Origin of the sequence: Croceivirga sp. JEA036, from assembly GCF_011882165.1 — a bacterium.
Taxonomy (GTDB): Bacteria; Bacteroidota; Bacteroidia; order Flavobacteriales; family Flavobacteriaceae; genus Croceivirga.
Window position 1 is genome coordinate 90,160 of sequence record NZ_JAATON010000004.1, and the last position, 14,329, is coordinate 104,488.

Annotated in this window: 13 protein-coding genes; 9 read left to right on the forward strand and 4 right to left on the reverse strand. The window is 36.4% G+C overall.

The features are described 5' to 3' along the window. The first annotated feature begins 40 nt into the window (after positions 1–40). The 6 genes from HCO57_RS11595 (at position 41) to HCO57_RS11620 (ending at position 5,551) form a co-directional block, all read left to right on the forward strand. Entirely contained in the window at positions 41–583 is a 543-nt protein-coding gene (locus tag HCO57_RS11595) for an isochorismatase family protein (RefSeq protein WP_167989172.1), read from the forward strand. Between the two features lie 114 nt (positions 584–697). Continuing rightward, on the forward strand, positions 698–1,948 hold the full coding sequence (locus tag HCO57_RS11600; protein ID WP_317171161.1) for a polysaccharide deacetylase family protein: 1,251 nt from the start codon (positions 698–700) through the stop codon (positions 1,946–1,948). Then, positions 1,941–2,630, forward strand: a complete 690-nt coding sequence (locus tag HCO57_RS11605; RefSeq protein ID WP_136951243.1) for a YjjG family noncanonical pyrimidine nucleotidase — start codon at positions 1,941–1,943, stop codon at positions 2,628–2,630. Before HCO57_RS11600 ends, HCO57_RS11605 begins: the two co-directional genes overlap by 8 nt. 58 nt (positions 2,631–2,688) lie before the next feature. Continuing rightward, positions 2,689–3,225 (forward strand): hypothetical protein, encoded by a 537-nt coding sequence (locus HCO57_RS11610; RefSeq protein WP_136951242.1) that lies wholly within the window; start codon positions 2,689–2,691, stop codon positions 3,223–3,225. After that, complete coding sequence (locus HCO57_RS11615; RefSeq protein ID WP_167989174.1) at positions 3,222–4,697, forward strand: DUF5723 family protein; 1,476 nt, start codon at positions 3,222–3,224, stop codon at positions 4,695–4,697. Before HCO57_RS11610 ends, HCO57_RS11615 begins: the two co-directional genes overlap by 4 nt. A gap of 11 nt (positions 4,698–4,708) precedes the next feature. After that, a complete protein-coding gene (locus tag HCO57_RS11620) occupies positions 4,709–5,551 on the forward strand; it encodes a hypothetical protein (RefSeq protein ID WP_167989175.1) in 843 nt (280 codons plus the stop codon). Here HCO57_RS11620 and HCO57_RS11625 read toward each other — a convergent pair. Continuing rightward, positions 5,548–6,828 (reverse strand): replication-associated recombination protein A, encoded by a 1,281-nt coding sequence (locus tag HCO57_RS11625; protein ID WP_167989176.1) that lies wholly within the window; start codon positions 6,826–6,828, stop codon positions 5,548–5,550. The genes HCO57_RS11620 and HCO57_RS11625 overlap by 4 nt on opposite strands. Positions 6,829–6,907: 79 nt before the next feature. Here HCO57_RS11625 and HCO57_RS11630 point away from each other — a divergent pair, with 79 nt between their 5' ends. Further along, positions 6,908–7,639, forward strand: coding sequence for a rhomboid family intramembrane serine protease (locus HCO57_RS11630; protein ID WP_167989177.1), 732 nt, complete (start codon positions 6,908–6,910; stop codon positions 7,637–7,639). On the opposite strand, the gene rlmB is transcribed toward HCO57_RS11630, so the two are convergent. The 3 genes from rlmB to HCO57_RS11645 all read right to left on the reverse strand — a co-directional run bounded on the left by rlmB (position 7,636) and on the right by HCO57_RS11645 (position 13,032). Continuing rightward, positions 7,636–8,373, reverse strand: coding sequence for a 23S rRNA (guanosine(2251)-2'-O)-methyltransferase RlmB (rlmB, locus tag HCO57_RS11635; protein WP_167989178.1), 738 nt, complete (start codon positions 8,371–8,373; stop codon positions 7,636–7,638). The two genes, HCO57_RS11630 and rlmB, sit on opposite strands and share 4 nt — an antisense overlap. A gap of 86 nt (positions 8,374–8,459) precedes the next feature. Further along, the gene (locus HCO57_RS11640; RefSeq protein WP_136951236.1) at positions 8,460–9,803 is read right to left on the reverse strand and encodes a SusD/RagB family nutrient-binding outer membrane lipoprotein; all 1,344 of its coding nucleotides are present in this window, start codon (positions 9,801–9,803) and stop codon (positions 8,460–8,462) included. A 1-nt stretch (position 9,804) separates the two neighbouring features. Next, positions 9,805–13,032 (reverse strand): SusC/RagA family TonB-linked outer membrane protein, encoded by a 3,228-nt coding sequence (locus tag HCO57_RS11645; protein WP_167989179.1) that lies wholly within the window; start codon positions 13,030–13,032, stop codon positions 9,805–9,807. Positions 13,033–13,457: 425 nt separating this feature from the next. On the opposite strand from HCO57_RS11645, the gene rpsL reads away from it, so the two are divergent. Together rpsL and rpsG are read left to right on the forward strand one after the other, a co-directional pair. Continuing rightward, a complete protein-coding gene (gene rpsL / locus HCO57_RS11650) occupies positions 13,458–13,832 on the forward strand; it encodes a 30S ribosomal protein S12 (protein WP_136951234.1) in 375 nt (124 codons plus the stop codon). Positions 13,833–13,851: 19 nt separating this feature from the next. Then, positions 13,852–14,328, forward strand: a complete 477-nt coding sequence (rpsG, locus tag HCO57_RS11655; RefSeq protein ID WP_167989180.1) for a 30S ribosomal protein S7 — start codon at positions 13,852–13,854, stop codon at positions 14,326–14,328. Position 14,329: the final 1 nt, after the last annotated feature.

Consider the following 14,329-nt stretch of genomic DNA (forward strand, 5'->3'; position numbering starts at 1 on the left):
ACTTTGCTACCTTTGTAATTAATCTAGAAATAACTGACCAATGCCTAAAAAAGCACTTTTAGTGATAGACATGCAAAAGGCATCTTTTACGGTAGAAACACCCCGTTTAGATGAAGCTGGCGTGGTAAAAAGAATAAACACCTTAGCTGCTAAGTTTAGAGAAGAAGAAAATCTAGTTATCATAATTCAGCATGATGGTGGGTTAGGTGGTGCTTATGAAAAAAATTCTAATACATGGGAGAATTTAGATGCCTTACAAACCAAACCAACCGATATTTTTTTAGACAAAACAGCTAACGATGCATTTTACAATACCGCTTTAGAATCTCTTCTTAAAGAAAATGGCGTAAAAGAAGTGTGTATAACCGGCTGTGCAACAGATTTTTGTGTAGCTTCTACGTTACAATCTGCTTTAATTAAAGATTTTAACGTAGTGGCCGTGGCAGATGGGCACACTACGGGCAATAGGCCAAACCTTACTGCGGAGCAAGTAGTAGCACATTATAATTGGGTGTGGCAAGACATGATAGCTACCAAGGGTAGCGTAGTGGTAAAAACGGTAGCGGAACTAACAGCCGAGTAGGCGTGTATTATTTTCTAGAAAGGCTAATCTTCTTTCTCAATAATCTTTAATGTACCTTAGCACTCTATGCTATTAATTTATACCCATAAAATAACCAAACGGTTTACCTATACCATGAATCAGGTTTTGGGTAGAATCTTGGGTTTGGAAGTTGGTTTTACCACTAAGGTAGAAGACTTTATAAAGCATAAAGGGCCTAAGATTACTTACACTAAGCAGCCCTTACAGAATGAACTTTTTATACGCAGCAATGACTTATTGTTTGAGCAAGGGATTAACGATATTGAAATAAAGGTACAGGATTGGGAGGGTGTTCCCTGTTTTTTTGAATCAGGAGAAAAGAGCGGTATACCTTTTGATATTTTCTCTGCTAGTTTTTATTTGTTGAGTAGATATGAAGAGTATTTACCGCATGTAAAGGATTCGTTGGGGCGTTTTCCACCAGAAACCAGTATCGCATTTCAACATCAATTTTTAGATAAACCAGTTGTAGATATTTGGGCATTTCGGTTTTTAGCTGTTCTCAAAGAAAAGTTTCCAGAACTAGAAAATAAACAAAGAATCTACGCTTTTACGAGTATTATTAATGTAACCACTTCTCATATTTATGCTATGCGTGGATTGGGAAGAAGCATTGGAGGTATGGTCAAAGATTTATCTAAATTTCAATTGCGTAGATTAGGAAAACGTATGGCGGTTTGGATTAACCCTAAAAAAGACCCCTATGATAATTTTGACCGTCTTATGGAGATTCATAAAGAGGTCAAGGGCATAAAAACCATGTTCTTTTTTCAGTTTGCGGAATATTCTGAGCACGATAAGAATATTTCCATTCATCGTAGTAAGTTTAGATACTTAATTAAATCGGTTGCGGATTACAGTGTGGTTTCTTTAAGTGCTTCTATGGCAGCTGGCGCAGATTTGAAGGTGTTAAAAGAAGAGAAAGCAAGATTAAGTCAACTTATACATCGGCCTATAAAATATGCCAGAATGCGCTATAATAGGGTGCTGGTGCCACATACCTACAGAGAATTAATAGAAGCAGAGTTTACAGATGATTTCTCTATGGGGTATACCCATCACCTTGGTTTTAGAGCCGGAACATGCACACCATTCCATTTTTATGATATTAATTTAGAAGTACAACAACCCATTAAAGTGCATCCTTTTGCGGTATCGGACTATGCTTTACGTAAATACAAAAAACAAGATGAAGTAATACAACGCTTAGACCAAATGTACCAACAAGTAAAACAAGTAAGGGGTAATTTTACTGTGGTATTTTCTAATGAATTGTTTGGAGAAAGACAACGTGTACCTTGGTTGCGCTTGTATCAGAATATATTAAAACGCTATTATGTTTAAAGGCATTGTTACCGATGTTTTTTTTGATTTAGACCATACCCTGTGGGATTTTGAAAAGAACTCCGAACTTACATTTCAACATATATTTAAGGAGCATAATATACCAGTAGACTTAACCGTATTTCTACAGGCCTATGTGCCTATAAATTTTGAAATGTGGAAGCTATTTAGAGAAGAAAAAGTAGCTAAAGAAGAACTACGTTACCAACGCTTAAAGAAAACTTTTGATGCTGTAGGATATAATGCTACAGACAAAGAAATAGATTTACTTTCCGAAGGCTATATAGAACATTTATCCTCTTTTAACCACACCTTTCCAGGAGTGCAAGAAGTTTTAGACTATTTAAAACCTAATTACAAGTTGCATATTATCACTAACGGGTTTGGACAGGTCCAAGCTAAGAAATTACGAAATGCTAATATTCAAGATTTTTTTGATGTGGTAGTTAATTCAGAAATGGCAGGTGTTAAAAAGCCTAATCCAAAAATTTTTAAAATGGCTTTAGATATGGCTAAGGTTGCTCCAGCAAACGCTTTAATGATTGGGGATAATCTAGAGGCAGACATTCTGGGCGCCAAAGATTTAGGATTCCATACCCTACATTTTAACAGCAATGGCGAAGAGGAGCATCAGATTTGTGATATCATTTACAAACTAGAAGAAATAAAAACTTATTTGTAGAGTTATAGTAGGGTAAGTAGGCACGATAATTGTTGCTTAAAAAACTATAGTTGTACACATGAAAAGGATATTTGCTTCACTTTTAGTTTTATTCTTGCTATGCTCTTGTTCAGAGGAGCAAGATTTTGACCAAATAGATGATTTGGTTTTAGAACCCACCATAGCTTCCAGTATTTTTTATTTTGAGTCTAATGAAGATACCATTGATTTAGCGGGTGTAGGACCATTTTATTCTCAAGAATTTACTTTTGAAGCTTTTAATGAGTCTTTTATACAAGACAATGTGGTAGAAGCAGAACTTACCTATCAACTAGAAAATACTACAAATAAAGCATTACGTATAATAGTGGAGTTTTTAGACGAAGCTGGTAACCCTTTAGATAGTCAACCATTTTCTTTAGAACCGCACCCAACAACAACTTTAGAGACTATTGTTAATTATGGTCCTAGTGGCAAAAGCTTAGATATTTTAAGAAACACAAAAAGCATACGGATTAATGGGGAAAACCAAGGAGATTCTACTACGGGGGTCTCTGGAACAGACCCTAAGGTAATTTTTAAATCTAGTGCAGCTCTTAGCCTTAGTGTGGAATGAGAAAGTTACTAGTATTACTTTTTGTAGCATTTGGACTTATATCCATAAGCGCTCAGAACAAGCAGTTGCTTTATGATTTTAACGAGATTCCGCAGTCTTTACTGTTGAATCCAGGAACTAAGACCTCCTTTAAATGGCATGTGGGCGTGCCTGTTTTATCGGCATTTAATTTACAAGCCGGTTCTAGTGGGGTTACCGTGAACGATTTGTTTGCTAATGATGGGATAGATTTTACAGCCAAAGTTAGAGAACGCGTTATAAACTCTATGACAGAAAGAGATGAGTTTAGTTTAAGCGGCCAGTTAGAACTATTTAATGCAGGTTTTCGCAGTAGAAATAATCCGGATATTTATTATTCCTTCGGAATGTATGGCGAAGGCTATTTATCGCAATTTTGGCCTAAAGATTTAGCCATTTTGGCTTTTGAGGGTAATGCGAATAACCTCAATAGACAGTTCAATTTTAGCGATTTAACTACCCAAGGTGAAGTAGTTAATGTATTACATTTTGGCGTTAATAAGCAATTAGACCAAGATTGGACCGTTGGTGCAAGAGCAAAATTATACTCAAGTGTATTAGAGTTTAAATCTAAAGGGAATACAGGTTATTTTGAAACAACCCAAGGACAAGACAATATTCTAAGAAATTCTGTGGTTGCCAATGTAGAGCTAAAAACCTCTGGATTGCAAGAGTTTTTAGATATCATTGATGAAGATACAGGTACTACCCAAGTAGATTTAATGAATAGGTTTGTTTCTAGGTCCCTTTTTGGCGGTAATCTAGGGGTAGGAGTAGATTTAGGTTTTACCAAGAGCCTAGGAGCTAACAGTTATTTTACAGCTAGCTTATTAGACTTAGGTTTTGTGTATCATAGCAATGCCGTTAAAAATTATCAGGTGGTAGGTAGTGCGTCTAACGAAGGTTTAGAGATACGCTTACCAGATGACTTGGCTAATTTTAATGACCAACTTTGGCAAGAATTAATAGACGATTTAGAAGAACAGGTAGATTACAGTACCAATCAAGCTAGCTGGTTATCTTTAAGACCAATTAAATTATATTCTTCTTTTAGATATAATTTTGGTGAGCAAAGTACCGGAGGCGGGCGTACCAGAAGAGATAATTGTGGTTGTGCATACAACGTGGGAGGAGGTTCCGCTAACGACCAACAAGTTGGTGATTATAAAAATGCCGTAGGAGGGCAATTATTTGTAATTAACAGACCTAAAGGTCCACAAGCAGCATTAACAGCTTTTTATCAACGTAGACTAGGGAACTTCTTAGCCCTAAAAACTACCTACACGGTAGATAAATATTCTTTGTCTAATATAGGTCTAGGGTTAAACTTCCAAGCAGGTCCTGTTAATTTCTATATATTAGGGGATAACCTTTTAGCGTATAGTAATATCGCAGATAGTCATTATGCTTCTTTTCAATTTGGATTTAATATTTTATCTTGGAACAGTAATTGATTCTATGTAGTATGAAAAAATCTATCTTAATGCTTGTGGCAATGTTAACAAGCAGCATGTTTTACGCACAATTCAATGATTATAAATATATTATCGTACCTAAAAAGTTCGAAGCTTTTAAACAAGAAAATCAGTATTTAACCAGTACACTTATAAAACATAATCTTACGGAATTTGGGTATACGGTTGTGTATGATGATGCATTGCCTCCAGAATTAAAAATGAATCGATGCCTTGGGGTAACCACAGATATTGATGACAGCTCATCTATGTTCACTACAAAATTAAATCTGGTTTTTAAAGATTGTAATGGAGTAGAAGTATATACTAGTCTAGAAGGAAAAAGCAAGATAAAAGAATTTAAAGAAGCTTATAAAGAAGCAATTTCTAGAGCTTTAGAGGGGCTAAGAGGCATACCTTACAATTATAATGGTGATAAGGGAACAATTGCTTCTACACCTAGTGTAAGTGCAACAACGACTACCACGCAAGTGCAAGAAGAACCTGTTATTACCCTAGCTGATAATTCTGCTAAAACTATTAAAACTCCCGTTGCGACAGAATCAGCGATAGAAAGAATTGAGCAAACTGCAACTACTGCGGTAGGTTCAACTTCTACGCCCATTTTAAAAGAGGTTGGAGATATTTTATATGCACAACCCAAGCAAGGCGGCTATCAATTGGTAGATAGTACACCACAGGTAATTTACTTTTTAAAGTCGACCGCAGCTCCAGATGTTTTTATTGTTGAAAAAGAAGGTAAAAATGGGGTGGTTTACAAAAAAGATAATACATGGTTTATAGAGTTTGATGGTGGCCAAGCAGGGCCTCAACCATTGAATATTAAATTCTAAAAATCGTACTTATCTTTCCAGCGTTTTTTTAAAAAATCACGGAAAGCATTCTCTCTGGCATTATTGCCAGGCTTGTAAAAAGTAGTTCCAGATAATTCGTCTGGTAAAAATTCTTGATTCACAAAATTGTCTTGATAATCATGGCTATAGGCATAATCTTTACCATAGCTTAAATCTTTCATTAATTTTGTTGGCGCATTTCTTAGGTGTAAGGGTATGGATAAATCTCCAGTTTGCTTTACCGTTTGTTGTGCTTTGCCAATGGCCATATAACTTGCATTGCTTTTAGGAGAGCTGGCTAAATAGGTTGCGCATTGTCCTAACACTATACGAGCTTCAGGATAACCTATGGCAGTCACAGCTTGGAAAGTAGCGTTGGCAAGTACCAATGCTGTAGGGTTTGCATTGCCAATATCCTCAGAGGCAAGAATAAGCATACGTCTTGCAATAAATTTTACGTCTTCGCCACCTTCTATCATTCGCGCCAACCAATATACAGCGGCATTTGGGTCGCTACCCCTTACAGATTTGATAAAGGCAGAAATTATATCATAATGTTGTTCTCCTGTTTTGTCATAGAGGACCGTGTTTTTTTGCACCTTACTTAATACCAGTTCATTGGTGATAGTAAGTTTGTTGCTTGCCTCCGAATTGATGATAAGTTCAAAAATATTCAACAATTTTCTTCCATCACCTCCAGATAATTTTAATAACGCTTCTGTTTCTTTGAGTTCTATTTCCTTATTATTTAAAACGGTATCTTCTTTAAGTGCTCTGTGGAGTAATGCCTCTAAATCCTCCTTATCAAAAGGATTTAAAATATAAACCTGACATCTAGACAGCAAGGCAGGAATAACTTCAAAGCTTGGGTTTTCTGTCGTAGCGCCAACCAAAGTAACCCATCCTTTTTCTACAGCTCCAAGTAAAGAATCTTGTTGCGATTTACTAAATCTATGAATTTCATCTATAAATAGAATAGGATTTTTTGTTGTGAACAGTCCACCACTTTGTTTTGCCTTTTCAATAACTTCTCTAACCTCTTTTACCCCACTACTAATGGCGCTAAGGGTGTAAAAAGGGCGTTTGCTTTCTGTAGCAATTATATTGGCCAAAGTTGTTTTACCTGTACCAGGAGGTCCCCAAAGGATTAAAGAGGGGATATTACCACTTTTAATTTGCTGATAAAGAGAGCCTGTTTTTTCTCCTACTAAATGCTTTTGGCTAATATAAGCCTCAAGCGTTTTTGGTCTAATTCGTTCTGCTAAAGGTTCACTCATTGTACAAAATTAGAACTTTTAAAAGGATGACAATTTATCTTAATTACAGATTTTGGTATACTTTTAAGGGTTGAAGTGTATGCAGGAAGAAAACTATTTTAAATTTTCCATAGAACAATTGTTGCCACCGTTTTTAATGGTGTTTTCTGCTTGGGTTGTATTCTGGGTAGAAATCAAATGGGGAGTTAATTTAAATTTTCTAGGCGTATACCCAAGAACGCTAGAAGGCTTAGGGGGTATTTTTTGTAGTCCATTTATTCATGGTTCTGTGGAGCATTTGTTTAACAATAGCTTACCTTTGTTTATTCTTTCTTTAGCTTTATTCTACTTCTACAAAGAAAAAGCGTGGCATGTTTTATTCATTGGATGGCTTGTTACGGGTATTTTGACATGGCTTTTGGGTAGACCTAGTTATCATATTGGGGCAAGTGGACTTATTTATATGTTGGCAAGTTTTATCTTTTTTAAAGGTGTATTTCAAAAGTATTATCGTCTAGTTGCACTTTCTTTAACGGTTGTCTTTATTTATGGTAGTATGCTGTGGTATATATTTCCTGTAGAAGAGGGGATATCTTGGGAAGGCCACCTCTCTGGTTTTCTTTCTGGTTTGGTCTTGGCAAAATTGGTTACGATGCGTTTACCTGAAAAAAAGAAGTACGACTGGGAAAAAGAAGACTACAATGAAGAAGAGGATGAGTTTCTACAACATTTTGATGCTGATGGTAATTTTATAGAAAAATTAGCAGAGGAACCACTTAGTGAAATATCCATAAATTACGAATACAAACCCAATAAAGAAGAAGCGGACTAAGCTAAACGTTGTCTAAGAGCTTCATATAAGAATACCCCGCAAGCAACAGAAACGTTCAACGATTCTATTTGCCCCATCAAAGGAAGCTTTGCCTTTTGGTCAGCAAGTTTTAAGATAGAATCAGATATCCCCTTGTCTTCTGCACCCATAATTATAGCGGTAGCCTCTTTAAAATCTACATCATAAATTGAATCCTCTGTTTTTTCTGTAGCAGCTACTAGTTTAAATCCAGAACCTTGTAAGTAGTATATAGCATCTTTTAGATGGTCAACTTTACTAATAGGGACATTAAAAGCAGCGCCGGCACTTGTTTTAATGGTGTCACTAGTTATAGGAGCAGAGCCACTTTTAGGAACGATGATCGCATCTACACCAACACATTCTGCAGTACGTATGATAGCACCAAAGTTTCGAACATCAGTAAGTTGGTCTAAAAGCAGTAATAGGGGCTTTTCTTTCTTTTCTAAAATAGCTTCAATAAGCGTATTAAAGTCTTGAAAATCTACAGGAGAAATCTGCGCAATGGCGCCTTGGTGATTGTTTTGGGTAATTCTATTTAGTTTTTCCCAAGGTACATAAGAAGCGCTTACACCCTTTTTACGTATTAAAGACTCTAACTCAGAAAACAACTCACCTTTTAATCCTTTCTGGAGGAAAACTTTATTGATGCTTTGTTCTGCTTCTATAGCTTCTATAACAGCTCTAATTCCGTAGATGATGTGGTCTTTGCTCATGGGGCAAAGATAGTAGAAGATTGTTTGTAATGAGAAATAAAAAAACCGCCTTGTTAAAGGCGGTTTTATATAATAATAAGGTCCGACTAGTTGTTAACGGCCGTAGGAACGTATAAACCTATTACTTCAGGTGCATTGGCATTTGAAGAAGATTCCGTTAATGGATATAAAAATCGCTGTGGAATTGTAGTTTGAGTACTGTTCTTAATGGTTGTACCTATCAGGTTTTGCGTTCTATTTGTGTCATGGAAAGTTGGAACTCCAATTACAGAACAAAATTTTTCTTTTAAAATTTCAATGTGCAAATCTTCTGTATCTGTAAAGTCACTTTCAACGTAAGGATCATATTGACTTCCTGGGTATTTTGTTACGTTGTTTGCACGTACAAGGTTCAAGGCATCGATAGCAGCCCCATTATCAGAATTGGCCAATATCTCAGTTTCCGCTATTATCAATTGCATTTCTTCGAAAGAAACAACGGGAAAGGATGCAGTTTGTGCCGCAAATCCATCAGTAGTATTAATACTTTCACCATCTGCGTAATAGCTATATCTAGCAGCTTCAGTTGTTTTCGAATTTCCTTTGTAATTTGGATGGTTAACATCTAATAATTCAAGCATATAAGAAAAATTTGGTGGATTATCATCTTCACCAGGGGCAGCTACTTTTAAATAGTCACCTCGTTGTTCAACTTCAAATTGCCAAAATAGATTTTCTCCAAAATTTGCTGGAGAATGATTGATGGACCAATCATCGCTGTTGGAAGAAAAGTTTGCATCTTTAGCGGCTTGATTTGCAAGACCGTACTCTTTTTGTGCAAGATAATATCTCGCTAATAACGCATTTCCAATTTGACCCCAAGATGAATTTGTTGAGAATACATTATTAGCAGCAGATATACTACTGGCTTTTGATATTCCTTCTTGGATTAGGTTAATAGCACCGTTTAAAACTGTTGTCTGACTTTCATAAACCGGGTCAGCAATTTCAGGGTTGTTAACCTCAGAAAATGGTACGTCACCAAATAGAAGTGCAGCTTCTGCAAAATAATAACCTTCAAGAATTAAAGCCTGTCCTTCGGCAGCAGTATTGTTTGCCTCTATTGCTTTTTGTTTAGCTATTTGCGCTTGGGTAATACCACGTTGGTATAAATCCTCCCAATGCTCATCAAAATTGGACTGTGTTACACTGTATCCATTCAAAGTTCCATATTGACGGTCTACCCCCATAAACTGATCGGTAAAAATGGTTGCATATCTGGCCATGTCAGATTCAGCAACGCTTACAACATTTAAAATTGCATGGTTTAAAATTAGGGACAAACTAGTGTCATTGAAGTTATTAGGATCTTCATTCAAATCTTCTACTACGCTTTCACATGATGAAAGCATTAGAAATACCGTAATGATGTATAAAAATTTCGTTTTCATCTTAAAGTCCAAGTTTTACATTTAAAATAATACTTCTTGTTGCGGGGTTTGTAAAGTAATCCAAACCTCTACCCTTTGAGGCACCTGTTAGATTAACCTCAGGATCTACACCTTCAAAATCAGTAATTAACAATAAATTTCTTCCGGCAATTCCTACCTCCAAATTTTTTAAGAAAGTCTTGTCAAGCATTTTTTCCGGGAAAGAATAGGATAGACTTACCTCTCTCAATTTTGTCCATGAAGCGTCTTGAACAAATTGTTCATCGAGGTCTCCAAATCCACCTCCATTGGTTCTATACCATCCTTCTTCTAATGCCACAGGTCCGCCTCCAAAGTCAGCAACCGATCCTCTAAAAGTTGTTCCAGCTGGAATTACTCCTCCAAATCCACCTGAATATCTTGGTAAATCTACTTCAGCAACAGATTCAACTGCTGTATTTGGGTGTATTCCAAAATAATGTAATACTCCATTGGTTCCTCCCCACATATCGTTACCCTGACTTGTTTCAAATAAGAATGAGAACTTAAATCCTTTATGGTCTAAAGACATTCCCAAACCACCTCTCCAGTCGGGATTAGGATCTCCAATGACACCTTGCTCGGCATCAATCAAAGGAAATCCGTCCGCATCTAACTGGATTGTGCCATTGTCGTCTCTTAAATAACGTCCACCGTAGATAGCTCCAAAAGGTTCCCCTTCTACAACCGCTGAAGATGTAGATGTAAATCCATTTAGAATATATCTAGATACATTTGGTAGTTTTTCCACTATATTCTTATAAGTAGTCCAGTTACCAAATAAGTCCAGTTTCCAATTTTCATTTCTTAAAATAGAGTAACTAAAATCTACTTCAACTCCTTTGTTAGAAATTTCAGCTGCATTTTCATACGTAGAAGAATAACCGGTAGATGCAGGTAATTCTAATTCTAATATTGCATCAGTTGTTAATCTATCATAATAGGTTAGTCCTAGACTAAGTCTGTCTTCAAGAAATCTAAAGTCAGCTCCTACCTCAAATTCTTTGATTTTTTCGATTGTTAGGTCTGGATTACCTCTTACAGCACCTCTTCTAACAGTTCCTCCGTAATTTGCTCCGTCTAAGTAATCTCCCCAGCCCTCTGCTCCTGCTGTGGAAGAGAAGAATACGTCTCTTGCAAGATATAACTGTGGTTCGATTCCAATTTGACCGTAAGAGGCTCTAACTTTTGCAAATGATAAAAAATCAGAATCTATTAAATTTTCCGTCAGGTCGTAACCTAAAGATACAGAGGGGAAGAAGTTCAAATCTTCCACTGTTGTGGCTCTTTCCATCCTACCTGTTGTTTCAAATAATAGACCTCCATACCCAAGGTTAAAAGAATAATAAGCACCATTTTTTCTGTTCAAACTATTGAATTCTGAAGCTAATATGTTTTCGTTGGTAGCATTGCTCATTAGCTGTCTAACCGGATCAGGGTTAAGGAAAATGTTCGTTGATGAACTAAATCTACTATAACGTGTAGATTCTAACATGTAACCAAGAATCCAATTAATATTGGACGTTTCGCTTAGTTCAAAATTCCCGTTAAAGAAAATATTTAAATTTTCGATTTTTTCGGAATAGTCATCTCTAAAGTAAGCACCTTGAGAAAAATCCCCAGCAGAATTAACAGGGAAATATGTGTTTCTCTTATCTAAATAGAAATCTAATCCATATCTAACGGTAAGTCCTAAGCTTTCATTAAAATTATAATTCAATTCAGGCGCTAAGGTAAAACGATTTACAGTATTTGGATTGGATATATTATTAATAGTCCATCCTGGATTATTATATATGGCGGAAGCCTCTCCTAGATGTCTTGCTCTATAAGATCTATGACTATTGGATGCGCCAACAGGATCGTTAGCTGATGCAAAATAAGTGCCCTCGTAATCGGTGTTGTCAAAATCCGGAGATGTTCTTAAATATCCTAAGTATAAACCATTTAAATTTGAACCTGTTTGTATTCTGTTAGAATTTGAGTGGGCATAAGAAGTATTGAATCTAATCGAAAATTTATCGCTCATCATTCTAAAATGGTTAAGACGAACAGTATTTCTCTCATAATCAGACTGACCATTAATAATACCTTTTTGGTCAACTCTTGCTAAACCTAAATAGGTGTTGGAATTAGATTCAGCAAAGCTAATACCTGCCGAATAATTTTGGGTTACACCAGTTCTAAATATTTGGTCTCTGTTGACAGCGTTGAAAACTTCTTGGCTATTTTTCGTAGTAACTGGATAATAAGTATTTCCTGTTTGGTTTCCAACAAAGTAAGCTCCAGATGTATCAAAGACATCACTTCCACCAGTTCTATCAGCTATTTTATCACCCCAAGATAGACCATTGGCATTTGAGCTCCATGAGCCGCCTGCTCCCTGTCCATAGATGCCTTGCTTTTCGTGTTCTCTATTAACTTCATCAACACTTAAGCTACTAGTAACATCTATAGACATTTTGCCAATTCCGCTGCCTTTTTTTGTTTTAATGACTACCACACCATTTGCTGCACCTGTACCCCAAACTGCTGCAGCTGCAGCACCCTTTAAGACCGTAACACTTTCAATATCGCTAGCTGGTATGTCGTTAAGTCTTGATTGTTGTACAACACCAGCGGTGCCAGCTCCGAAAGCACTATTGGAGACTGGTACTCCATCTACAATAATCAATGGGGAGCTATTTCCTAAAATTGTGTTTTGCCCCCTAATTTGAATGTATGCCCCTGCACCAGGGTCTCCAGAGTTCTGTGTTATGTTAACACCTGAAGTTTTTCCTGCAAGACCTTGTACTAAGTTTGGTTCACCAGATCTAGAAATTTTGTCAGTTTTGATAATAGTAGATGAAGATATGTCGTCATCCTTCTTTTTTTCAAAACCCAAGGCAGTAACAACTACTTCTTCTAAAGCCTGAGCATCTTCTACCATCTGGACATCAATGGTATTTCCTGCTCCAACAGCTTTTCGTACATTTTTCTGTCCAATGTAAGTAAACAATAATGTTTGGCCAGTACTGGCATTGATGGTGTATTTTCCATCAAAGTCAGACTGGGTTCCATTAGAAGTACCCTCTACTAGGACATTAACTCCAGGTAATGGAAGACCATCGGCATCAGTAACCGTACCTGAAATCGTCTTTTCTTGTGCAAACGAAATGTGCACAATTAACGCCATGAGTAGCGTTAAAATTCCACTTAATTTTGTTTTCATTTTAAAATTATTTGAATTAGCTGGGGACTAAAGTCCTAAATTCATGTTAATAATCCAAGCTATATTCATTAAATTTTAGGAATATTTAGAAATATTAAATTTTTAAAATTTGGGACTGGAGTAATTGGTAAATAATTAATATTTAGCAATTAAAATAGGGATTTCATAAAAGAGGCTATCTTTTATGATGTATTGTGTGGTGTTAATGAAAACTAAATAGTTGAATTCTTCTTGAATTGAAATTATTGAAAACTATCGTTAATCAATATGGGAAGGGTAAGGATTGGTGTTTTTGTGTTTTGCTTGCCTATTTTAAAATTTGGGTAAAAATAAAATATTGACTACTGTATTTGAATAGTTTAGAAATATTACTACATTTGCAGCCCTCAAAAAGAGGGTTATAAGTATTTAAATATAGTAATTTAATGCCAACAATTTCACAATTAGTAAGAAAAGGAAGGAGCACAATTGCCAAGAAGAGCAAATCGGCTGCTTTGGATTCTTGCCCACAAAGAAGGGGTGTTTGTACGCGTGTATATACTACTACGCCTAAAAAACCAAACTCTGCAATGCGTAAAGTTGCAAGGGTTAGGTTGACTAACGGTAAAGAGGTGAACGCATACATCCCGGGAGAAGGGCATAACCTCCAAGAGCACTCGATAGTATTGGTAAGAGGTGGAAGGGTAAAAGATTTACCTGGAGTAAGGTATCACATTGTACGTGGTGCTTTGGATACTGCTGGTGTAGCTGGTAGAACACAAAGAAGGTCTAAGTACGGTGCTAAACGCCCTAAGAAGTAATCAACTTTATTAAGAAGCGATGAGAAAAAGACAGGCAAAAAAGAGACCGTTGTTACCAGATCCTAGATTTAATGATCAATTGGTGACACGTTTTGTTAATATGATGATGTGGGACGGAAAGAAATCCGTTGCATTCAAGGTTTTTTACGATGCTATTGATATAGTTGATCAAAAGAAAACTGATGAGGAAAAAACAGCCTTAGAGTTGTGGAAAGATGCATTATCTAATGTGATGCCGCACGTTGAGGTTAGAAGTAGGCGTGTTGGTGGTGCAACTTTTCAAATTCCAATGCAAATTAGGCCAGACCGTAAAATTTCTACGGCTATGAAGTGGTTGATAAGTTATGCAAGAAAGCGTAATGAAAAGTCAATGGCTTTGAAATTGGCTTCTGAAATTCTAGCGGCTGCAAAGGAAGAAGGTGCTGCGGTGAAGAAAAGAGTTGATACACATAAAATGGCAGAAGCCAATAAAGCATTTTCACACTTCAGATTTTAAT